Below are 22,904 nucleotides of genomic sequence, written 5' to 3' on the forward strand. Positions count from 1 at the left end.
ATCATATCATTAATACCATATCACCTCATTTAAGCGGCTATGTCTTATTAGACTTTCGGTCTAATATGATCCATATCAAATTCAGGTCAATCCCCGTTTGTTACTATCAATGCGTGCTATGATTAATTAAGGACAAAGAGAGTGTTAGTATGAAAACTGACAACCCTTTCAATTTATTTTCACCTGCTGTAATGGCACAAATCGCTGATGACATTGGTGTATATAAAGTCAATAAACATCCCGCAGTGACTTATTTATCGGCAATCATGGCAGGTGTATTTATTTCCATTGCTTTTGTTTTTTATATTACGGCAACAACAGGAACCTCTTCCATTCCTTATGGGCTAGCTAAATTAACGGGTGGGATCTGTTTTTCCCTTGGTTTGACGTTGGTCGTTATCTGTGGCGTCGATCTCTTCACTTCCACTGTGTTGACGATCATTTCAAAAGCGACAGGGCGTATTACCTGGTCACAAATGTTCAAAAATTGGATTAACGTTTACATCGGTAATCTGATTGGCGCTCTGTTTTTCGTCGCTTTGATTTGGTATTCCGGCCAATATACTGTCGCCAATGGTACTTGGGGACTAAATGTATTGCAGACAGCCGATCATAAAATGCACCACTCCTTTATTGAGGCAGTATGTCTGGGCATTTTAGCCAATCTGATGGTATGTCTTGCTGTCTGGATGAGCTATGCCGGACGCAGTCTGATAGATAAGTTATTCGCGTTGATCCTGCCAATTGGCATGTTTGTCGCCAGCGGTTTTGAACACAGTATCGCTAATATGTTTTTGATTCCATTCGGGATCATTATCAAAAACTTCGCACCAGATGAATTTTGGCTGAAAACAGGAACAACCCCTGAACGATTTCCACAACTTAATGTTTCAAGCTTTATTACCGATAACCTGATCCCTGTCACGATAGGTAACATTATTGGTGGTGCGGTATTGGTTGGGTTGACTTATTGGTTGATTTATTTACGTGGCAGCAAAAAACATTAATTCGCCGCCAAGTCAAGTTTCTTAAAAGTTCCACTGTTAAAAGGTAGAAGTATCATGTCCGAGTTAAACGAAAAATTCTCAGTAGCATGGCAAGGCTTTAACGAGGGTAGCTGGCAGAATGAAGTCAACGTCCGTGATTTCATCCAAAAAAACTACACCCCATATGAAGGAGATGAATCATTCCTTGCGGGTGCCACAAAAGCAACAGACGCTTTGTGGGAAAAAGTCATGGAAGGTATCAAAATCGAAAACCTCACCCATGCACCGCTAGATTTTGATACTGACATTGCGTCTACAATTACCTCTCATGATGCAGGTTATATTGAAAAAGATCTGGAACAGATTGTTGGTCTGCAAACCGAAGCGCCACTGAAACGCGCCATTATTCCATTTGGTGGCATTAAAATGGTTGAAGGTTCTTGTAAAGCCTATAACCGCGAACTAGACCCAAAACTGAAACAAATTTTCACTGAGTATCGTAAGACTCATAATCAGGGGGTATTTGATGTTTACACCCCCGATATCCTGAAATGCCGTAAATCTGGTGTATTAACTGGTTTGCCTGATGCCTATGGCCGTGGACGCATCATCGGCGATTACCGTCGCGTTGCGTTGTATGGTATCGATTTCCTGCGTGATGAGAAGCTTGCTCAATTCACTTCTCTACAGGAAAACTTAGAAAATGGCGAAGATTTGGAAGCAACCATTCGCCTGCGCGAAGAACTTGCCGAACAGCATCATGCTCTTGGTCAAATCAAAGAGATGGCGGCTAAATATGGCTATGATATTGCTAACCCCGCAACCAATGCCAAAGAAGCCGTACAATGGACTTATTTCGCTTATCTGGCAGCCGTGAAATCCCAGAACGGTGCTGCAATGTCCTTTGGCCGTGTTTCTACCTTCCTGGATATCTACATTGAACGTGATATTCAAGCGGGTAAATTGACCGAACAACAGGCTCAAGAACTGATAGACCATTTGGTCATGAAATTGCGTATGGTACGTTTCTTGCGTACTCCAGAATATGATGAACTGTTCTCTGGTGACCCCATTTGGGCAACTGAATCGCTGGCGGGTATGGGTTTGGATGGCCGTACTCTGGTCACCAAGAACAGTTTCCGTTTCCTGCATACGCTATATACCATGGGACCATCCCCAGAGCCTAACATGACCATCCTGTGGTCTGAAAAACTGCCTATTAACTTTAAAAAGTTCGCAGCAAAAGTCTCGATCGATACTTCATCCCTGCAATATGAAAATGACGATCTGATGCGTCCTGACTTTGACAGCGATGATTACGCTATCGCGTGCTGTGTCAGCCCAATGGTGGTTGGTAAACAAATGCAGTTCTTCGGTGCCCGCGCAAACCTTGCAAAAACCATGCTATATGCCATCAACGGCGGTGTAGATGAAAAAATGAAAATGCAAGTTGGCCCGAAAGAAGAACCAATGAAAGACGCGGTGCTGGATTATGACAAGGTTATGGCGCGTATGGATCACTTCATGGATTGGCTGGCAAAACAGTATGTCACTGCCCTGAATATTATCCACTACATGCATGACAAATACAGCTATGAAGCTTCATTAATGGCACTGCACGATCGTGATGTATACCGTACCATGGCGTGTGGTATCGCAGGTCTGTCCGTTGCTGCTGACTCATTATCTGCCATTAAATATGCGAAAGTTTCCCCAATCCGCGATGAAGATGGCCTGGCGATTGATTTCAACATTGAAGGTGAATACCCACAATTCGGTAACAACGATCCGCGGGTCGATGATATCGCGTGTGATCTGGTTGAACGCTTCATGAAGAAAATTCAGAAGCTGCAAACATACCGCAATGCAGTTCCAACCCAGTCTGTGTTGACCATTACCTCAAACGTGGTTTATGGCAAAAAAACGGGGAATACTCCAGATGGACGTCGTGCTGGCGCACCATTCGGACCAGGTGCTAATCCAATGCACGGCCGTGATCAAAAAGGTGCGGTTGCTTCATTAACTTCGGTGGCGAAACTACCATTTGCCTATGCCAAAGATGGTATTTCGTACACTTTCTCTATCGTGCCGAATGCGCTGGGTAAAGATGATGAAGTCCGTAAAGCAAATCTGGCGGGCCTGATGGATGGTTATTTCCATCATGAAGCAGATATCGAAGGTGGTCAGCATCTGAACATTAACGTGATGAACCGCGAAATGCTGTTGGATGCTATGGAGGACCCTGAGAAATATCCACAATTGACTATTCGCGTATCGGGTTATGCTGTGCGGTTTAATTCTTTGACTAAAGAACAGCAACGGGACGTTATTACCCGTACATTTACTCAAACCATGTAATTATTAAAAATGACAGATAATAAAGGCTCCTTTCATCCTGGGGCCTTTATTAGCTTGCTAGTTTTGGAGAAGTCCTTTCATGTCCGTACTTGGCCGTATCCATTCTTTTGAATCTTGCGGAACCGTAGATGGTCCCGGTATTCGCTTTATCGCGTTTTTCCAGGGTTGCCTGATGCGCTGCCTCTATTGCCATAACCGCGATACTTGGGATACCCATGGCGGAAAAACCGTAACCGTTGAAGAATTAATAAAAGAAGCAACGACCTATCGCCATTTTATGAATGCTTCAGGGGGTGGAGTCACCGCTTCCGGTGGTGAAGCTATTCTTCAGGCTGAATTTGTTCGTGACTGGTTCAGGGCTTGTCATGAAGAGGGCATCCATACCTGCCTAGATACTAATGGCTTTGTTCGCCGTTATGATCCGGTGATCGATGAATTATTGGATGCTACCGATTTGGTTATGCTGGATTTAAAACAGCTTAATGATGATATTCACCAAAAATTAATTGGTGTATCCAATCATCGGACTCTCGAATTTGCACGTTACCTGGCAAAACGTAATCAAAAAACCTGGATCCGTTATGTTGTTGTTCCCGGTTGGTCTGATGACGATCAATCCGTTCGTTTACTTGGTGAATTCACCAAGGATATGAAAAATATTGAAAAAATAGAGTTATTACCTTATCACGAACTGGGTAAACATAAATGGATTGCCATGGGTGAGGACTATAAACTGGAAGGTGTTAAACCTCCTCCAAAAGAAACAATGGAGAGGATAAAAGATATTTTAAGAAGTTATGGGCACCACGTGATCTATTAGATTCATTCCCTCTTACATTGCTTGTTCCCTCTATTAATTATTGCAAACTTTGATCATATCAGACTAAATAGCGTTTCAAAATGATAGGAGTATTCCTTCCCCCGCGCGGTGTGCGAGGGAAGGAACCCCAACATCTGATACTCTCAGTATTATGAAAACCTATTTAGATATACCTGATATGATCAACATAACTTCAAATCAGAACAAGTTATACTCATTAAACTTCAAATTGCAATTTACAACACGGGGAGAAATCACACGCCTCTTGAAGTTAGATTGGTATACTCATAATGAGTGAAATATTTTATTCTAAAAACACACAATATCTGATACCAAAAATAAAATCATTTACTTTATGTAAAGATAAATTAGGAAATTAAGCCAAAATCACATCAGTATAATTAACAAAACAAACCGCATATATTCATTATTACCGATAGAAACATCTCTTTCTCCACCCATAAGAATTAAAATCAATACTTGTTGATTAATAATTTTTATATGATAATCCTTCCGCTTTCTATGACTAATTATGTTAATGAAATAGAAATAGAGAAAAATCAATTCAGTAATTGCTATTCAGTAAAATAAATCGGAAAAATATGGATACTCAAGATATGAATCTCAATTCAGGAGAGAATAGCGTCTCTCTGAGCAAGGAAAAAGATACATTCATTCCAGGTGGGCGTGCTGTAAAAGCAGGGACAGCAATAGAATGGATTGGTAATGCCTGGGAAATGTTTAAAGCAAAGCCAATGAAATGGATACTACTAACCTTAATCTATTTTGCTATAATGATAGCCTTGCAATTCATGCCTATCATCAGTATTGCCGCAGCGCTGTTTAGTCCAGTATTTATTGCTGGATTTATTGTTGCCAGTGAAAAACAACGAACAACGGGTGATTTTGATATAGAATTACTTTTCTATGGGTTTAAAAATAAGCTTGGCTCATTAGTTGCTGTTGGTGCGCTTGCCTTCGGCATAAATGTACTTGGTGTCATTGCTGCGTTTATATTTGCAGGAACAAGTCTATTTCAAATACTTTTGGCAGGACAAGATCCAGATCCGATGCTATTCGTGGGTAGTTTTTCTAGTTTAATGCTGGCATTCTTGGTGGTTCTGTTCTTTAACATCATTTCTCTTGCATTTAGTTGGTTTGCTCCAGCCCTGATTATCATTAATGGTTTAAAATTCGGCGAAGCAATATCAATGAGCTTGAATGTAGTAAAGAAAAACCTGCTTGATGGTTTCCTGTTCTTCTTACTGATGAGCGTTCTGACGTTTATTTCGGCAATTCCACTTGGTTTAGGTTTGCTTGTTACTTTACCTATGTATATGGCAACTTATTATACAACTTATCGCAGTATTTTTTATGCACCGGAAACCCAAGAGACAAAATCTCACTTAATCAGTTAAATATAAATAGGTTTTCATAATACTGAGAGTATCAGATGTTGGAGTTCCTTCCCCCGCTTTGCGGGAAGAAATCACGCGCATCTTGAAATTATTAGATTGGTATATATGCAAAAAGCGCCACATTTGGCGCTTTTTTATTAAGAATAAATGGTATTAGCCAATGTATTCCAATCCATTCATGTAAGGACGCAATGCTTCTGGAATTTCAATACGGCCATCCGCCTGCTGATAGTTTTCCATCACAGCAACCAGAGTACGACCCACCGCAAGACCAGAACCATTCAATGTATGTACCAACTGAGTTTTCTTGTCATCTTTACCACGGAAACGCGCTTGCATACGACGAGCCTGAAAATCCCACATGTTAGAACAAGAGGAAATTTCACGGTAAGTATTTTGCGCTGGTAGCCAAACTTCCAAATCGTAAGTTTTTCTTGCGCTTGCTCCCATATCACCCGTGCACAGCAGCATCTTACGGTAAGGAATATTCAGTAACTGCAATACTTTCTCAGCGTGTCCTGTCAATTCTTCCAGGGCTTCCATGGATTTTTCTGGATGAACAACCTGAACCAACTCAACTTTATCAAACTGGTGCATACGGATAAGTCCACGGGTATCACGGCCATAAGAACCTGCTTCAGAACGGAAGCAAGGTGTATGCGCCGTCATCTTCAATGGCAATACGCTTTCATCCAAAATTTCATCACGCACTAAGTTAGTGACCGGAACTTCCGCAGTTGGAATCAAAGCATAATGGCTGCCAGATTCTTCTTCCAATGGTTTGGTATGGAACAGATCTTCACCAAACTTAGGTAACTGACCTGTACCATATAAAGAATCATGGTTAACCAGATAAGGGACGTAAGTTTCCAGATAGCCATGCTGCTCTGTATGCAGATCTAGCATGAACTGGGTGATGGCGCGGTGCAGACGAGCAATCTGCCCTTTCATTACAACAAAACGTGAGCCAGTCAATTTAACCGCAGCCGCAAAATCAAGGCCACCAGTCAGTTCACCCAGCGATACATGGTCTTTGATTTCAAAGTCATATTGGCGTGGTTCACCCCAACGACTCACTTCCAGGTTATCACTGTCATCTTTTCCGTCAGGAGAAGAATCATCAGGAATGTTCGGCATACTTAATGCGATACTACGGATCTCAGCTTGTAAAGTGTCCAGTTCAGCTTTTGCTGAATCCAATTTTTCTCCCAATTGATTCACTTCCTGACGCAGTGGTTCAATATCTTCACCACGCGCTTTCGCTGCACCAATAGCCTTCGATCGGGAATTACGTTCTGCTTGCAGGGTTTCAGTTTCAACTTGTAAAACTTTGCGGCGCTCTTCTAATTTGCGCAGCATCTCCACATCAAGGGTATAACCCCTGCGAGCCAGTTTTTCGGCGACTGCGTCTAGCTCATTACGCAGTATATTTGGATCGAGCATGCTAGTCCTGTGCTTGTTGTTATTGAAAAATGGTTATTGAAAAATTGTCAAAAACTACAGCTTTTCGCTGTAATTTAGCATTGTTGGATATAAACCTTACCGTATCAGGAAAATTAACGATAGCGTTTTATTGGGCTATTTTGATCCTGTTCCAGAAGCCAGTTTAACTTTTCACCTATCTTACCTTCCAGCCCTCTGGCACTCGGGTAATAATAACGTGTTTGTTGCATTTCTGGTGGAAAATAGACTTCACCGGCGGCATATGCATTCGCTTCATCATGGGCATAGCGATACTCGTCACCAAACCCAATTTCCTTCATCAGCTTAGTCGGGGCATTACGCAAATGAGCAGGAACATCATAATCTGGTTTGTTTTGCGCATCCGCCATAGCTGCCTTGAATGCGGTATAAACAGCATTACTTTTCGGTGCACAAGCAAGATAAACAATTGCCTGTGCGATCGCCCTTTCGCCTTCAGCCGCTCCTACACGCGTAAAACAATCCCATGCAGCAATAGCGATCTGCATTGCACGTGGATCAGCATTACCTACATCTTCAGAAGCGATAGCCAGCAACCGACGGGCAACATAAAGGGGATCACCGCCTGCGGTAATAATTCGGGCGTACCAATAAAGCGCAGCATCAGGTGCCGAACCACGGATTGATTTATGCAAAGCAGAAATTAAATCGTAATATCGGTCACCTTTATTATCAAACCTGGCACTCCTTTCCCCGCTCACTTCTTTCAGTAATTCCGGCGTCAAAACCCGCTGCCCTTGCGCATTGGTTTCTGCCATGTCCGCCATCATTTCCAGCAAATTCAGTGAACGGCGTGCGTCTCCCGCCACAAGCTCTGCTATCATTTGGCGAGTATTATCTGGTAATACAATATTTTGCCCGCCAACGCCACGCTCAGTATCATTAATGGCCTGAATAAGCACTTGTTCAATTTCTGCCGTCGAAAGTGATTTCAATAAATAGACACGAGCCCGTGACAACAAAGCTGAATTTAATTCGAAAGAAGGATTTTCAGTGGTTGCACCAATAAATGTGATGGTGCCGTCTTCAATATGTGGTAAAAACGCATCCTGCTGACTTTTATTAAATCGATGAACTTCATCAACAAATAAAATCGTTCTGCGCCCTGCGTTACGATTTTGTCGTGCTCTTTCTATGGATTCACGAATTTCTTTTATGCCAGAAGTGACTGCCGAAATACGTTCAATATCAGCTTGCGCGTAATAACCAATAATTTCAGCCAGTGTTGTTTTTCCTGTTCCGGGCGGTCCCCATAAAATCATAGAATGAAGATGACCTGCCTGGATTGCTCGCGGCAAAGGTTTTCCTTCTGCCAGTAAGTGTTGCTGGCCGATATACTGATCTAATGTGACTGGCCGCATTCTTGCGGCCAGTGGCTGAAATTCATTTTGTGAAAAATCGAAAGAAAGAGTGTTCACTTAAACCTCACTGGCGTTGATCATCCAGCGTGACACCTTCCGGTACGGTGAATTTGAATTTTTCCGCACCCACGTTGACATTTTGCTGCCCTTTCAATTGGTAAGCACTTTTTTGCCCATCCTGTTCAACAGCAGTAAATTTTTGGATTGTTCCATCCGGTGTCACGGTAATTGAAAAATGTTTTAAATTGCCATTGGCATTACGAGGCGTCAGCTCAAAGCTATTACCGTTTTGCATAACCTTGTACTGTTTCCAGTCAGCAGGATCATTACGCGCAATCAGCATAAATGGCGTATTTCCCGTTGCTTCTTTTAACCAATTCGCCGTCACCTGTTCAACAAAAGGATTATAAAACCACAGTGTCTTACCGTCAGAAACCAAAACACTCTCATCAGGTGACGTCATATGCCAGTTAAACAAATTAGGGCGTTTGATCCAAAGATCCCCTTCCCCTTTTTGGATCGTTGAACCCTCATTGCTAGTCACTGTTTGAGTAAAACTTGCATGAAAACTATTCACTTTTCCCAAACGCCCTTGCAGATCCTGCGTCGCATCAGCCCAAGCAGAACCTATGCTCACACCCATCATCAGGCAACCAATCAACATCAGTTTTTTCATGTGCGAGATACCTTCAATTCGTTTTATTATCAGCCATCAATTGCCGATACGGTTTACATTTCACAGCGATAATTAATGTTCGTGGGGCGGAGGCGCCAAAACTTCACGATTGCCATTATGCCCAGGTGCACTCACTATCTGTTGTGCTTCCATTTGTTCGACAATCCGAGCTGCGCGGTTATATCCAATCCGAAATTGACGTTGCACGCCCGAAATAGAGACACGACGTTTTTCGACCACAAATTCAACCGCTTGATCAAACAGGGGATCGAGCTCTTCATCGCTATCAAATCCCATACTGCCTTCATTCTCTTCTCCCCCTTTGACAATGCTGTCTATATATTGAGGGCGGCCACGAGCTTTCCAGTCATTCACAACTTCATGCACTTCTTGATCGCGCACAAATGCTCCATGAACACGTACAGGAATGGAAGAGTTTGGTGCCAAATAAAGCATGTCCCCCATACCAAGCAATGATTCTGCACCACCTTGATCAAGAATGGTACGGGAATCTATTTTACTGGATACTGTAAATGCAATGCGTGTCGGAATATTGGCCTTAATCAGTCCGGTGATAATATCAACAGAAGGACGCTGAGTTGCCAATACTAAGTGGATACCTGCCGCCCGTGCTTTCTGAGCCAAACGTGCAATTAGTTCTTCCACCTTTTTCCCGACTGTCATCATTAAATCAGCAAATTCATCAACCATAACAACGATATAAGGCTCTTTTTTCAGCATAGGATGCGTTACATCCATACTGTCACCTGGTTTCCAGAACGGATCAGGGATCGGTCGCCCCATATTTTCGGCTTGCTTGATCTTGTCGTTATAGCCCGCAATGTTGCGCACTCCCAAAGCTGACATCAGCTTATAACGTCGCTCCATTTCATTTACGCACCAACGCAATGCATTGGCTGCATCTTTCATATCAGTGACAACTTCGGTCAATAAATGTGGAATGCCCTCGTAAACCGATAACTCAAGCATTTTCGGATCAATCATAATAAAGCGAACATCCTCTGGTTTCGCTTTATACAGAATACTGAGGATCATCGCATTGACCCCTACCGATTTACCCGAACCTGTCGTTCCTGCTACCAGTAAGTGAGGCATCTTACCCAAGTCAGCCACAACTGGCTGTCCTGCAATGTCTTTTCCTAATACGATAGTTAACGGTGAAGGGTTATCACGGAATTTCTCACAGTCCAAAACTTCCCGCAGATAAACTGTTTGGCGTTTTTTATTGGGTAATTCCAAACCAACATAAGGTCTGCCCGGAATAACTTCCACGATACGAACCGCTACCGCTGAAAGTGAACGAGCAAGATCACGTGCTAAGTTAGAAATACGCGAAGCTTTCACCCCAGGCGCTAAATCTAATTCAAATCGTGTAATAACAGGCCCGGGAGAGAACCCAACAACATCCGCTTTAACGCGATAATCATTCAAACGCGCTTCAATGAGACGCGAGGTTTGCTCAAGCGCAAACATATCAACCGGTTCTTCTTCCGCCGGTGGTTCGGCCAAAAGATCCAAAGAAGGCATCGGCGTCGTTGGTTTTGGCAATGGCTGATCATTGCGTATCAAAAATGGATGGAACAAGCTATCTTGCTGCGGTTGCTGCGGTTGCTGCGGTTGCTGCGGTTGCTGCGGTTGCTGCGGTTGCTGCGGTTGCTGCACAAAAATATGCTGATCTCTCGATTCATGAGAATCAAGAGGAGTCGCTATATTTTTTTCCTGAACTTGTTGATTCAGTGGCTCTGCTGGCATAAATACAAATTCAGCAGGCTCAGGTTGATTTAGTTGGTAACGTTCACGTTGCTGTTGCTCAAATGCTATCCGCAACGCTTCTTCCTGCGCTTTTTGTTCATCGATTATGGGCTGTTCGTTTACTATTTGTTCGTCTATGATCTGCTTATCTGCGCTATTTCTTGTAGACTCATCAGCTACCTTTGGTTGCTTATGTATCAGCGTACTTGCTTCACGAGACTCTGACTCTCTGTTTCCTTCCTCAAAATCAGCACCATAGCGATCACGTTGCTGCTTGAGAAATTGCTGACGCAACATGTCTTGCTGTTGGGCATCCATTCGCTGTTCATTAGCTTCTGCAACCTGCTCATTCTGCCTCTCTTTCTCTTTCCGTTGCATGTGTTCTGCCAAACGGTGAGAAGGCACTTTAATACCATACAATTCGCGACGGGTTGGGATCCTTACAGGATTAGGGCGTGGCATTTCAGGCCCAATACCTTGTTTAATCTGTGGATTTTTTGTCACAGCCGCAGAGGTCGCGATATCCGTTGTCGCATCTTTTAAATTGACATTATCCTTTGCAGGAAGAGTAAACGTATCTGTTACATTATCATCTTGTAAATGCGTATTCGTGCCAGCAGAACTGTTTGTGGATAGATTTGAAATAGCCTGAGAAAAGTCATCGGATTGTGGATTTGTATCTGATTGATCATCATCTGGCAATTCAAAAGAATAGTGAACAGGTTCTTGTTCCTGAGGTTGCTCCAATGCTGGAGAGGTTAATACAGTCTGTAACGCTGGATCTGTATCAGCTAATTCGGCTAACGTTGGAGCTGTCAGTAATACATCATCTTCATCTAGCGTTTCAGTAGATATAACCATTTCATGTTTATCTGCCTGCTCCGCATGTTTTTGTTCACTGGCTGAGCGTTCGGAAGCTAACGTATTTTCTAAATCATTTTCATCATATTCAGCATTATTGCGACTACGATTGACAACAAAACTCAGTGAATCCAGAATCACTGCACCAATTTTTTCTGCAATCGTAAGCCATGACCATCCGGTAAACAATGTGAACCCAACGCCCCACATACCAAGCAGAGCCAAAGTTGCCCCCAGGATGTTAAACCAAGGCAGAATCGCATTGCCGAACAAATTACCAATGACGCCACCAGCAGCAAAATCATTTAAATCATCAAGATTGAGGGCAGCCAAACCACATGATGTCAGTATCAGGGCCAAAGCACCAATGACACGTAATGCAAGTGTGAAGAAATCAATGTACTCTTGCCTATCTTTCTGACGGAAAGCATTCCAACAACCTAACAACATAAACGGCGGGACTGCATAGGCAAGAATACCAAATGCCGAGAATAGCGTGTCAGATAACCAAGCACCAACACTACCACCCCAATTGTGGACGGGTTCATGCCATGATGTCTGTGACCAACTGGGATCAGATGGATTAAAGCTGATAAGCACTACCATCAAGTACACAGCACAGATAGCAATAACCAACAGAACGGCTTCCAGAAGCCGGTGGCCACTGCTTATCTTCTTTAACTTAACACGTTTGTCTTCTGTATATTCCTGGTTCAAGAAAGGCTCTCCAGGTTTTTCTGTTGATTAAACGGAACAACGCTGAGGGAAGCTCAGCGTTGAAACTGTATGCATAAACAGGAGTGTACCTAAGTTTTTCCTGTTTTGCATCTGTACATTTTAGATGAAAGCTTAACGAGTCTTAATCACTAAACGATTACTCTGCTTCACTTCTTCCATTACAACATAAGTACGGGTGTCATTAACACCAGGAAGACGTAACAGAGTTTCTCCGAGCAATTTACGATATGCAGACATATCTGGCACGCGTGTTTTCAGCAAGTAGTCAAAATCACCAGAAACTAAATGACATTCTTGGATTTCTTCTAGTTTCTGAACAGCAGTATTGAATTGTTCAAATACATCTGCTGCACCGCGGTTCAGAGTAATTTCAACAAATACCAGCAATGATGCATCCAAATAATGAGGATTCAGCAAAGCCGTATAGCCAGAGATAAAGCCCTGACGCTCTAAACGACGCACACGCTCCAGGCAAGGGGTTGGTGACAAACCAACTCTCTTGGATAATTCCACGTTAGAAATACGGCCATCTTTTTGCAACTCGTTAAGGATATTACGATCTATACGATCAAGATCTTTTCCTGGACGCTTTTTATTATCTATCATCTTATTGCTCTCTCTTTAATATTCCTACACCTAAAACATTTTCCCTATCTCTTTCAACCAGTTGAGCTGGAAAAGATGTCTTCAAAGGTTAACGCTTAATCTGTAACCAAGGTTTAAGGACTACTACAACTCTAGAAACAATCTTCCAGAATACAATTTCCCAGACCATTATCTCCCAGAATTCGATTAATTATCCCTTTTGCTTTCCAAGTTGCTGCTATGTTAGCTGTGCTCATTCACCCCAATCACTCAGTTACTCATATATCAGCCACTCATCACTTATATTAGTTTCTATGCGCTTGAGGTTTTGTTCCCTTGCCGCCGCACTACAACTTGAAATCCATTAGGAATACGACACGATTACCAGAACTTTGTCTCTCAGAAACATCATTTCCCAGAACACTATCTCTCAAGATACTAGCTCCAAAAACACTAGGTTTTTCAGAAACAGCTTAACGGCAATTTTTATATTCTATGAGAAAATCACCCACACTAGTTTGTCTATTTTATAGAAACAATTGATTAGCAAGAGAGATAATTATCTCTTACACAGATGTTTTCGCAAATGCACAGCCGATTGTCAAAGTAAATGAACCAAAATCAGAACAACCTACCAAATAAATTTTCAGTAAATCGTTTCGATAGCTTGTTTTATGTCTCATATGTATAAATGGCGTTCAATTCAGAAAGTTAAACAATCATTTCTTACAATACGATTACATCATAGTTACTATCTATCGGTAAAATCGTTAATAACATGAATATTTTATCTGATAATTGCTTTTTTTAACTTATTATTTCTCCTACAATCCCCAAATCTGCAATATGCGATAATGGAAATGAGGTATTCATGAGCACAGCCAAACACAGTAAACTTATCATTCTTGGCTCAGGTCCTGCTGGTTATACCGCTGCTGTGTATGCAGCCCGCGCTAACCTAAATCCCGTCCTCATTACTGGGGTTGAAAAAGGCGGCCAATTGACCACCACGACTGAGGTTGAAAACTGGCCCGGCGATCCTGAAGGGCTGACTGGCCCTGGCTTGATGGAGCGCATGTTCCAACACGCCGAAAAATTTCAAACAGAAATTATTTCTGATCATATTCAGAAAGTTGATTTCTCAAATAGACCATTCCGCTTATTTGGTGATGATCAGGAATATACCTGCGATGCTTTAATCATCGCGACAGGTGCTTCAGCCCGTTATCTCGGATTGCCTTCGGAAGAAGCTTTCAAAGGCCGTGGTGTATCGGCTTGTGCAACATGTGATGGATTTTTCTATCGCAAACAAAAGGTTGCCGTAGTTGGTGGAGGCAATACCGCCGTTGAAGAAGCACTGTACTTGGCAAACATTGCCTCTGAAGTACATTTGATTCATCGCCGTGATACTTTCCGTTCAGAGAAAATCCTGATTGACCGTATGATGGAAAAAGTGAAGAACGGCAACATTATTCTGCATACTGATCGTACGTTGGATGAGGTTCTGGGTGATGATATGGGTGTGACAGGCATCCGCATTCGTGATACGAAAAGTGATAATACCGAAGAACTGGATGTTACCGGCGTTTTCATCGCCATCGGCCATAGTCCAAACACGGGTATCTTTGACGGTCAACTGGAACTGGAAAACGGCTATATCAAAGTCCAATCTGGCTTGCATGGTAATGCCACCCAGACTTCTATTCTAGGTATCTTTGCCGCTGGAGATGTTATGGATCATGTGTATCGCCAGGCCATCACTTCAGCAGGTACAGGCTGTATGGCGGCACTGGATGCCGAACGTTTCCTTGACGGGCTGGCAACCAAATAATCTATCTTTCCCTAAAGCGCTATTCCGGTAGCGCTTTTTAACAGGTAACATACAGCTTGTTTTGATATTCCGTATCATCACCCGCTAATCAGAAATTTTTCTTATGGACAAAACAAGACAATCTGAACTTGTTCGATGGCTAAAACAGCAAACTGCACCTGCCCGTCGGTGGCTTCGTTTATCAATGCTGCTTGGCTTAATCAGTGGATTGCTGATTATTTCCCAAGCCTGGCTCTTGGCGACAATTCTGCAAGCCCTGATTATGGACAATGTTCCCCGTGAAAACCTTATTGACCAATTTCTCATGTTGGCTGCAACTTTTACATTACGGGCGATTGTCAATGCCGTTCGGGAACGTGTCGGATTTATTTGTGGCAAAGTTGTACGCCAACAAATTCGCAATATGGTATTGGATAAACTTGAACAACTAGGCCCAATGTGGGTTAAGGGGAAACCCGCCGGCAGTTGGGCAACCATTATCCTGGAGCAGATAGAAGACATGCAGGATTTCTATTCTCGCTATCTACCGCAAATTGCTCTTGCTACCATGATCCCTATCTTAATCCTGGTTACTGTATTTCCAATTAATTGGGCCGCAGGATTGATTTTATTTGTAACCGCGCCATTGATTCCGCTATTTATGGCATTGGTGGGGTTAGGCGCCGCAGATGCCAATCGGCGCAATTTTGTTGCCCTCAGCCGTTTAAGCGGTAATTTTCTCGATCGTTTACGGGGTTTGGAAACTTTACGCCTGTTCCATCGAGGAGAAGCGGAAGTTGAACAAATCACCGAGTCAACAGAAAGTTTTCGCCGCAGAACGATGGAAGTTCTGCGCATGGCATTTTTATCTTCGGCGGTTTTAGAATTTTTTGCCGCAATCTCCATTGCCGTTGTTGCTGTTTATTTTGGTTTTTCCTATTTGGGAGAATTGCACTTTGGTAGCTATGGTGTGGGGGTTACGTTGTTTGCCGGTTTCCTTGCGTTAATCCTGGCACCTGAGTTTTTTCAACCACTGCGCGATTTAGGTACGTTTTATCACGCCAAAGCCCAGGCAGTCGGCGCGGCAGAATCGCTCTTCACCTTACTTAGCAGCGATGGAGAACAAGCCGCAAGTAGCGGTGAGAAAACATTATCAGATAATGAACCCGTTACCATTGAGGCCAGAGAACTGGAAATTATGTCTCACGATGGACATCGCCTTGCTGGTCCTTTGCATTTTACCATTGGTAAGCGTCAGCGGATTGCTCTGGTTGGAAAAAGTGGGGCGGGCAAAAGTTCGTTGATCAATGTATTGCTGGGATTTTTGCCTTATCATGGCTCCTTGAAAATCAATGGCATTGAGTTGCGTGAACTCAGTCTCGCCAAATGGCGTGAACGCTTAAGTTGGGTTGGACAAAACCCGCACCTGCCAGAACAGACTCTGCTCGACAATATTCGTCTTGGTCAATATGACGCAACGCAAGCGCAACTCCGTGATGTGATGGAACGGGCTTATATCAGTGAGTTTATTAACGACCTTCCAGATGGCATCAATACGGTGATAGGTGACAACGCTGCTCGTCTGTCTGTCGGACAAGCCCAGCGGATTGCGGTAGCACGAGCATTGTTAAATCCTTGCCAATTATTGCTCTTAGACGAACCCGCCGCCAGTCTTGATGCCCATAGCGAACAGCGTGTGATGATGGCTTTAAATCAGGCCTCGCATCAACAAACCACATTATTGGTCACTCACTTGCTAGAAGAAACACTATCATATGACCAGATTTGGGTAATGGAAAATGGATTGCTTATCGAACAAGGTGATTATCAAACTTTAAGCCAGTCTCAAGGTGTATTTTCTCGTCTGTTATCTCACCGTAGTGTGGAGCTTTAATCATGCGTGTATTACTCCCATTTCTCGCACTCTACCGCCGCCATTGGTTTCTCATCAGCTTAGGTATGCTATTGGCGATTGTGACGCTGCTAGCCAGTATTGGATTGCTAACACTCTCTGGTTGGTTCCTTGCTGGCACAGCCCTGGCTGGGTTCGCGGGGTTATATACATTCAACTATATGCTGCCTGCCGCCGGTGTTCGCGGGGCGGCCATTTTTCGTACTGCTGGTCGTTATGGTGAGCGGCTGGTCAGCCATGATGCTACATTCCGGGTATTGGCACATTTACGTGTTTTTGCGTTTCAAAAAATACTCCCCCTTTCTCCTGGCGGTATTGCTCGTTTTCGTCAAGGTGAGTTGTTAAATAGGCTTGTTGCGGATGTCGAAACACTGGATCACTTGTATCTGCGGGTTATTTCCCCTGTCCTCGCCGCATTCGTCGTCATTCTCACTCTAATCTTTGGCCTGAGCTTCCTTGATACCACCCTCGCTTATACTATTGGCGGTATTATGTTAGGGATGTTGCTGATATTACCTTGTGTGTTTTATCACGCAGGAAAGCCTTATGGCAGAAACATTACTCAACAACGCGGCCAATATCGTACATTACTTACCAGCGCCTTACAGGGGCAAGCTGAATTAAGCGTGTTTGGCGCACTTAAACGCTTTCGTCAATCCATGGCAGAGATTGAAAATGACTGGTTGAAAAGCCAGCAAAAACAAGCCAGTTTGACCGGCCTTTCACAAGCTATCATGATTTTTTCCACCGGTATGACAGTGACGCTGATACTGTGGCTAGCGGCGGCAGGTGTGGGAGAAAATAGTCAGGCAGGTGCATTGATCGCACTGTTTACATTCTGCACTCTTGCTGCGTTTGAAGCACTTGGACCAGTCAGCGTGGCATTCCAGCACATGGGGCAAGTCATTGCATCTGCAACTCGGGTTTCCCAATTGATGCACCAAAAACCAGAAGTCACCTTCCCTTCTCATGGACCGCAAGCAAATAGCGAGATCAGCCTTGAAATAAAAAATGTTGATTTCACCTATCCAGGCCAGCCACAGCCAGTATTGAAAAATATCTCTCTGTCCCTGACATCAGGTGAACATATTGCTTTACTGGGAAAAACAGGATGTGGTAAATCCACGCTTTTGCAATTATTGACGCGTGCCTGGGATGTCAATAGCGGTGAAATTCAACTTAATCAGCACCCTATCTCCCATTATGATGAGTCAACATTACGTTCAATGATGTCTATCGTTCCCCAGCGGATACATGTCTTTAGCCATACTTTGCGTGAAAATCTCTTATTGGCAAAACCAGATGCTAGTGACGATGAAATAACAACCGTACTGCAACAAGTAGGTTTAGGGCACTTGCTAGACACTGATAAAAAGCTAAACTGTTGGATGGGTGAAGGCGGGCGTCAGCTTTCCGGTGGAGAACAGCGTCGTTTGGGTATTGCCAGAGCATTATTGCACAATGCCCCTTTAATGCTGCTGGATGAGCCAACTGAAGGACTCGATGCAGATACAGAACAGCAAATTCTGTCGCTGCTACACCATAGTTGTCGGCATAAGACTGTGATTATCGTTACCCATCGCCTCACTGGCTTGCAATTCATGGATCAAATCTGCGTTATGGATGGAGGACGTATTATCGAGCAAGGTCAGCATAATGCGCTACTGGCTCAACAAGGGCGTTACTATCAATTTTACCAGCGGCAACAATTTTATCAGCTACAGAGCTATCCTGAGCAAAGGTGATCCAACTTATGTCGATAGCTCAACTGGGTAACTCATATGAATTCCCCCATCCCACTAATGCGCTGGTTGAACCCAATGGTTTATTGGCATTTGGCGGAGATCTAAGTGCAGAACGTTTGCGAGTAGCGTATCATGAGGGAATTTTTCCGTGGTATTCGCCTGATGAACCGCCTTTATGGTGGTCTCCCGATCCAAGGGCCGTGCTGATCCCAGGAGAATTGCATATTGGCCGAACGCTACGTCGATTTATTCACAAACATGCTTACCAAATTACGGTAAACTATGCTTTTGATGAAGTGATATATCATTGCGCTCAACGACAAGAAGGTACCTGGATTGGACCAGACGTTCAAAAAGGTTATCAAACCTTACATAAAGAAGGATTAGCTCATTCAATTGAAGTCTGGCATGACCATCAACTTGTAGGTGGTTTATACGGCGTTTGTGTCGGTACACTATTTTGTGGTGAATCGATGTTTAGCAAAATGGAGAATGCTTCCAAATGTGCTTTTGTCGCATTCTATCACCATTTTTTACGTCACGGTGGCCAACTATTTGACTGTCAGGTATTAAATCACCATACAGAATCATTGGGTGCTAAAAATATTCCGAGAGAAAAGTTTCTCCAGCATCTTTATCAATTGAGAAAGCAGTCATTGCAATCAGGCTGCTGGTCTGTACAAAAGCTGGATTTATAATCGTCTCTTAGAAATAAATGCTGTTCATGGTGGGAATGTCATTAGCCATAATATTACCGTATGTAAAATGATGGCTTAAAATACGACATTCCTTTACATAGTGATGGTTTTTCGGCATTATCTTGCCGGTTAAAAACTATGGTTGTTACATTTAGAGGATTAGATGGCCAAAGAAGACACTAATTTTGAAATGCAAGGTACTGTTTTAGAAACACTGCCAAATACTGTGTTTCGCGTTGAATTAGACAACGGACACATTGTCACTGCTCATATCTCAGGAAAAATGCGCAAGAACTATATCCGCATCCTGACAGGAGACAAGGTTACAGTTGAGCTAACTACATATGATCCGGAAAAAGGACGCATTACTTTCCGTAGCCGCTGATTAAGATACCTTAGCACCACAGGTGATCATATTTTTCAAAAGTCACCTGTGGTGTAGCTGTTAATGGTTACAATACAGCATCTTCTGATTTCTTATTATTCGATTTTTGGGCACTCTTGAAATCATATACCAATATCTGTTTAGCTTTATCAAGTTCAATCTTGACTGAGCCTCCATGCACCAAAGAGCCAAATAGCAATTCATTCGCCAGTGGTTTTTTGAGATTGTCCTGAATGACACGGGCCATAGGTCGTGCTCCCATCGCCTTATCATAACCTTTGTCACATAACCATTGACGTGCAGCTGCACTGACTTCCAAAGAAACGCCTTTTTCATCCAGTTGGGCTTGTAACTCAACGATAAATTTATCAACAACTTGTTGAATAACTTCAAGAGAGAGTGCATCAAACCAGATGATGCTATCAAGACGATTGCGGAATTCAGGTGTGAAAAGCCGTTTTATCTCTTCCATACCATCCGGGCTGTTATCCTGCTCAGTGAATCCAATGGATTTACGCTGTATTTCACGCACTCCTGCATTGGTTGTCATCACTAAAATCACATTGCGGAAATCCGCCTTGCGGCCATTATTGTCAGTCAATGTACCATTATCCATAACCTGTAACAGCAGGTTAAAAACATCAGGATGGGCTTTTTCAATCTCATCCAGTAACAGTACAGAATGAGGATGTTTGATGATTGCATCAGTCAATAATCCTCCCTGATCATATCCAACATACCCCGGAGGAGCACCGATTAAACGACTGACAGTATGACGTTCCATATATTCTGACATATCAAATCGCAATAATTTGACATTCAAGACCTTAGCAAGTTGGACTGTGACTTCGGTTTTCCCCACTCCCGTTGGCCCTGCAAACAAGAAAGATCCCACAGGTTTATGATCTTGTCCCAATCCAGCACGGCTCATCCTGATGGCTTCCGTCAAAGCAGCAATCGCTTTTTCCTGACCAAAAACCAACATCTTCAAACGCTCATCCAGTGACTTCAATACATCTTTATCGCTGGCTGACACCGTTTTTTCTGGAATACGGGCTATGCGAGCAACAACAGTTTCAATATCGGCAACATTGATCGTCTTCTTACGGCGGCTAGCTGGCACTAATCTGGTCCTTGCTCCAGCCTCATCAATAACATCAATGGCTTTATCCGGTAAATGACGATCGGTAATATACTTCACAGATAACTCAACCGCCGCTCGAATGGCCTTCGCTGTATAACGAACATCATGGTGTGCTTCATATTTAGCACGTAGTCCATTGATAATTTGTACCGTTTCTTCAGAAGAAGGCTCAAGAATATCAATTTTTTGGAATCGACGAGCCAAAGCCCGATCTTTTTCAAAAATATTGCTAAACTCGTGGTAAGTCGTTGAGCCAATTACCCGTATACGCCCGCTGGACAACAACGGTTTAATGAGATTAGCTGCGTCCACCTGCCCACCTGATGCGGCGCCTGCGCCAATAATAGTATGGATTTCGTCAATGAAGAGAATGCTTTTACTGTCCTGCTCTAATGTTTTTAACAAAGATTTGAAGCGCTTCTCAAAATCACCGCGATACTTTGTTCCCGCTAACAATGAGCCAATATCAAGAGAATAGATGGTACAATCCTTCATCACTTCAGGGACATTCTTTTGCACGATACACCATGCAAGCCCCTCAGCAATGGCCGTCTTACCTACACCCGATTCGCCAACAAACAGAGGATTATTTTTACGGCGACGGCAGAGTACCTGAATCGTTCTCTCCAATTCATTCTGACGGCCGACAAGCGGATCAATTTGTCCTTTCTGTGCCAATTGATTCAGATTGGTCGTGAAATTTTCCAATCGATCTTCACTAATTACCGGTTCTTCCTGAACTGGATTGATACTGTGGTGAGCATCATGATCTGATTCATCTTTGCGCGTGCCATGAGAGATGAAGTTCACAACATCCAAACGACTGACGTCATACTTACGCAATAAATAAGCAGCCTGCGATTCCTGTTCACTAAAAATGGCAACCAAGACATTCGCTCCCGAGACTTCCGAACGCCCCGAAGATTGGACATGAAATACCGCACGTTGCAAAACACGCTGAAAACTTAATGTAGGTTGTGTATCCCTGTCATCATTTTCAGATAACAAGGGGGTGGTTTGTGCTATAAAACTTTCTAATTCTTGGCGTAACATCGCCAAATCGACTTTACAAGCCTCCAGTGCATCTCGCGCTGATGTGTTACTTAACAACGCCAGCAACAGGTGCTCCACAGTCATAAATTCATGTCTGTTATCCCTTGCTTTGGCAAAAGCAATATTGAGACTAAGCTCCAGTTCTTGATTGAGCATAAGCACCTCCTCCTAAATTTCAGTAAGCCAGATCAGACCTTTTCCAGCGTGCAAAGTAACGGATGCTCGTGCTCCTTAGCATACATGTTCACTTGCGCAGCTTTAGTTTCTGCGACCTCTGCCGTATAAATTCCGCAAACTGCTTTCCCTTTGTAATGGACATCCAGCATTAGTTGCGTTGCTCGTTCAACATCATAAGAAAAGAACTTTTGCAATACGTCAACCACAAACTCCATAGGGGTATAATCGTCATTGTTAAGAATAACCTTATACATTGATGGTGGTTGTAGTTTTTGTTTTACATCATCCTCAATAAATTCTTCAACTTTCAAATCGTTATAAAACTCAGTCATTATTCTTCCGCTGGGTATTCACTGTCCGCAGGATTTTAGTATGAACTAATTCATTCTACTGCTATATATTTTATCACTTCATAAAGCACTCTGCTTACCCCTTCCTTGATTAGCAGATCAGGATCTTGCCTAAAAATCGGATACCGTTATCTATATCAAACTTTGGCCATTTGAGACAGCCTGACGTTGCTTATATGCTTGACGACGTAATGAATTTCACTACAGTATATTTTATGAACACCGCTTTCTGTCTGGGCGTTTGTTCATATTTTGAAATTTTTAGTGACTCCTAAACCCGAAATCGTGATACGAGGGATAGAGAAGTATGGAAACAGGTACTGTTAAATGGTTCAATAATGCAAAGGGCTTTGGATTTATTTGCCCAGCCAGCGGGGGCGAGGATATATTCGCTCACTATTCAACCATTCAGATGGATGGTTATAGGACGCTGAAAGCAGGGCAAAAAGTGAACTTTAACGTTCATCAAGGCCCCAAAGGTAACCACGCCAGTCTTATTGTACCTCTGGAAGATGGTTCAAAATCAAAAAAATAGTGACCCGATAAATTCGTAATTTCCACGCCACAAATAG

General features: G+C 43.1%; 17 protein-coding genes. 10 read left to right on the forward strand and 7 right to left on the reverse strand.

The window, feature by feature from the left end:
* Window positions 1–149: 149 nt before the first annotated feature.
* The 4 genes from focA (at window position 150) to IQ211_RS07500 (ending at window position 5,582) form a co-directional block, all read left to right on the forward strand.
* Entirely contained in the window at window positions 150–1,007 is an 858-nt protein-coding gene (focA, locus tag IQ211_RS07485) for a formate transporter FocA (RefSeq protein ID WP_189758504.1), read from the forward strand.
* Window positions 1,008–1,061: 54 nt separating this feature from the next.
* Window positions 1,062–3,344: a formate C-acetyltransferase gene (pflB, locus tag IQ211_RS07490; protein WP_189758503.1), complete on the forward strand. Its 2,283-nt coding sequence runs from the start codon at window positions 1,062–1,064 to the stop codon at window positions 3,342–3,344.
* Window positions 3,345–3,423: 79 nt separating this feature from the next.
* Entirely contained in the window at window positions 3,424–4,164 is a 741-nt protein-coding gene (pflA, locus tag IQ211_RS07495; RefSeq protein ID WP_189758502.1) for a pyruvate formate lyase 1-activating protein, read from the forward strand.
* A 602-nt stretch (window positions 4,165–4,766) separates the two neighbouring features.
* Entirely contained in the window at window positions 4,767–5,582 is an 816-nt protein-coding gene (locus IQ211_RS07500; RefSeq protein WP_189758501.1) for a BPSS1780 family membrane protein, read from the forward strand.
* Between the two features lie 153 nt (window positions 5,583–5,735).
* Here the strand turns inward: IQ211_RS07500 and serS are convergent, their stop codons facing one another.
* The 5 genes from serS to lrp form a co-directional block, all read right to left on the reverse strand.
* Window positions 5,736–7,025, reverse strand: coding sequence for a serine--tRNA ligase (gene serS / locus IQ211_RS07505; RefSeq protein ID WP_189758500.1), 1,290 nt, complete (start codon window positions 7,023–7,025; stop codon window positions 5,736–5,738).
* Window positions 7,026–7,138: 113 nt separating this feature from the next.
* Window positions 7,139–8,482: a replication-associated recombination protein A gene (locus tag IQ211_RS07510; RefSeq protein WP_189758499.1), complete on the reverse strand. Its 1,344-nt coding sequence runs from the start codon at window positions 8,480–8,482 to the stop codon at window positions 7,139–7,141.
* A 7-nt stretch (window positions 8,483–8,489) separates the two neighbouring features.
* Window positions 8,490–9,101, reverse strand: a complete 612-nt coding sequence (gene lolA / locus IQ211_RS07515; RefSeq protein WP_189758498.1) for an outer membrane lipoprotein periplasmic chaperone LolA — start codon at window positions 9,099–9,101, stop codon at window positions 8,490–8,492.
* 72 nt (window positions 9,102–9,173) lie between these two features.
* Window positions 9,174–12,452, reverse strand: coding sequence for a DNA translocase FtsK 4TM domain-containing protein (locus IQ211_RS07520; RefSeq protein ID WP_193836340.1), 3,279 nt, complete (start codon window positions 12,450–12,452; stop codon window positions 9,174–9,176).
* A 132-nt stretch (window positions 12,453–12,584) separates the two neighbouring features.
* A complete protein-coding gene (lrp, locus tag IQ211_RS07525) occupies window positions 12,585–13,079 on the reverse strand; it encodes a leucine-responsive transcriptional regulator Lrp (protein ID WP_004256338.1) in 495 nt (164 codons plus the stop codon).
* Between the two features lie 850 nt (window positions 13,080–13,929).
* Here lrp and trxB point away from each other — a divergent pair.
* The 5 genes from trxB (at window position 13,930) to infA (ending at window position 19,608) form a co-directional block, all read left to right on the forward strand.
* Complete coding sequence (gene trxB, locus IQ211_RS07530) at window positions 13,930–14,889, forward strand: thioredoxin-disulfide reductase (RefSeq protein ID WP_189758496.1); 960 nt, start codon at window positions 13,930–13,932, stop codon at window positions 14,887–14,889.
* Window positions 14,890–14,992: 103 nt separating this feature from the next.
* On the forward strand, window positions 14,993–16,762 hold the full coding sequence (gene cydD, locus IQ211_RS07535; RefSeq protein ID WP_189758495.1) for a heme ABC transporter permease/ATP-binding protein CydD: 1,770 nt from the start codon (window positions 14,993–14,995) through the stop codon (window positions 16,760–16,762).
* 2 nt (window positions 16,763–16,764) lie between these two features.
* Window positions 16,765–18,525 carry a heme ABC transporter ATP-binding protein/permease CydC gene (gene cydC / locus IQ211_RS07540; RefSeq protein WP_189758494.1) on the forward strand — a complete coding sequence of 587 codons (1,761 nt, stop codon included), beginning with the start codon at window positions 16,765–16,767 and terminating at the stop codon, window positions 18,523–18,525.
* Window positions 18,526–18,533: 8 nt separating this feature from the next.
* The gene (gene aat / locus IQ211_RS07545; protein WP_189758493.1) at window positions 18,534–19,223 is read left to right on the forward strand and encodes a leucyl/phenylalanyl-tRNA--protein transferase; all 690 of its coding nucleotides are present in this window, start codon (window positions 18,534–18,536) and stop codon (window positions 19,221–19,223) included.
* A gap of 163 nt (window positions 19,224–19,386) precedes the next feature.
* Window positions 19,387–19,608 (forward strand): translation initiation factor IF-1, encoded by a 222-nt coding sequence (infA, locus tag IQ211_RS07550; RefSeq protein WP_047767507.1) that lies wholly within the window; start codon window positions 19,387–19,389, stop codon window positions 19,606–19,608.
* A 67-nt stretch (window positions 19,609–19,675) separates the two neighbouring features.
* Here the strand turns inward: infA and clpA are convergent, their stop codons facing one another.
* The gene (gene clpA / locus IQ211_RS07555) at window positions 19,676–21,961 is read right to left on the reverse strand and encodes an ATP-dependent Clp protease ATP-binding subunit ClpA (RefSeq protein ID WP_189758492.1); all 2,286 of its coding nucleotides are present in this window, start codon (window positions 21,959–21,961) and stop codon (window positions 19,676–19,678) included.
* Between the two features lie 32 nt (window positions 21,962–21,993).
* Entirely contained in the window at window positions 21,994–22,314 is a 321-nt protein-coding gene (gene clpS / locus IQ211_RS07560) for an ATP-dependent Clp protease adapter ClpS (RefSeq protein ID WP_047767503.1), read from the reverse strand.
* 325 nt (window positions 22,315–22,639) lie between these two features.
* Here clpS and cspD point away from each other — a divergent pair, with 325 nt between their 5' ends.
* Window positions 22,640–22,867 (forward strand): cold shock-like protein CspD, encoded by a 228-nt coding sequence (gene cspD, locus IQ211_RS07565; protein WP_189758491.1) that lies wholly within the window; start codon window positions 22,640–22,642, stop codon window positions 22,865–22,867.
* Window positions 22,868–22,904 lie beyond the last annotated feature (37 nt).

Origin of the sequence: Xenorhabdus griffiniae (genome assembly GCF_015163655.1) — a bacterium.
Classification (GTDB): domain Bacteria; phylum Pseudomonadota; class Gammaproteobacteria; order Enterobacterales; family Enterobacteriaceae; genus Xenorhabdus; species Xenorhabdus griffiniae.

Coding starts and splice junctions, on each gene's coding strand:
- focA (WP_189758504.1), top strand. CDS start 150: ATGAAAACTGACAACCCTTTCAATTTATTTTCACCTGCTGTAATGGCA.
- pflB (WP_189758503.1), top strand. CDS start 1,062: ATGTCCGAGTTAAACGAAAAATTCTCAGTAGCATGGCAAGGCTTTAAC.
- pflA (WP_189758502.1), top strand. CDS start 3,424: ATGTCCGTACTTGGCCGTATCCATTCTTTTGAATCTTGCGGAACCGTA.
- IQ211_RS07500 (WP_189758501.1), top strand. CDS start 4,767: ATGGATACTCAAGATATGAATCTCAATTCAGGAGAGAATAGCGTCTCT.
- serS (WP_189758500.1), bottom strand. CDS start 7,025: ATGCTCGATCCAAATATACTGCGTAATGAGCTAGACGCAGTCGCCGAA.
- lolA (WP_189758498.1), bottom strand. CDS start 9,101: ATGAAAAAACTGATGTTGATTGGTTGCCTGATGATGGGTGTGAGCATA.
- lrp (WP_004256338.1), bottom strand. CDS start 13,079: ATGATAGATAATAAAAAGCGTCCAGGAAAAGATCTTGATCGTATAGAT.
- trxB (WP_189758496.1), top strand. CDS start 13,930: ATGAGCACAGCCAAACACAGTAAACTTATCATTCTTGGCTCAGGTCCT.
- cydD (WP_189758495.1), top strand. CDS start 14,993: ATGGACAAAACAAGACAATCTGAACTTGTTCGATGGCTAAAACAGCAA.
- cydC (WP_189758494.1), top strand. CDS start 16,765: ATGCGTGTATTACTCCCATTTCTCGCACTCTACCGCCGCCATTGGTTT.
- aat (WP_189758493.1), top strand. CDS start 18,534: ATGTCGATAGCTCAACTGGGTAACTCATATGAATTCCCCCATCCCACT.
- infA (WP_047767507.1), top strand. CDS start 19,387: ATGGCCAAAGAAGACACTAATTTTGAAATGCAAGGTACTGTTTTAGAA.
- clpA (WP_189758492.1), bottom strand. CDS start 21,961: ATGCTCAATCAAGAACTGGAGCTTAGTCTCAATATTGCTTTTGCCAAA.
- clpS (WP_047767503.1), bottom strand. CDS start 22,314: ATGACTGAGTTTTATAACGATTTGAAAGTTGAAGAATTTATTGAGGAT.
- cspD (WP_189758491.1), top strand. CDS start 22,640: ATGGAAACAGGTACTGTTAAATGGTTCAATAATGCAAAGGGCTTTGGA.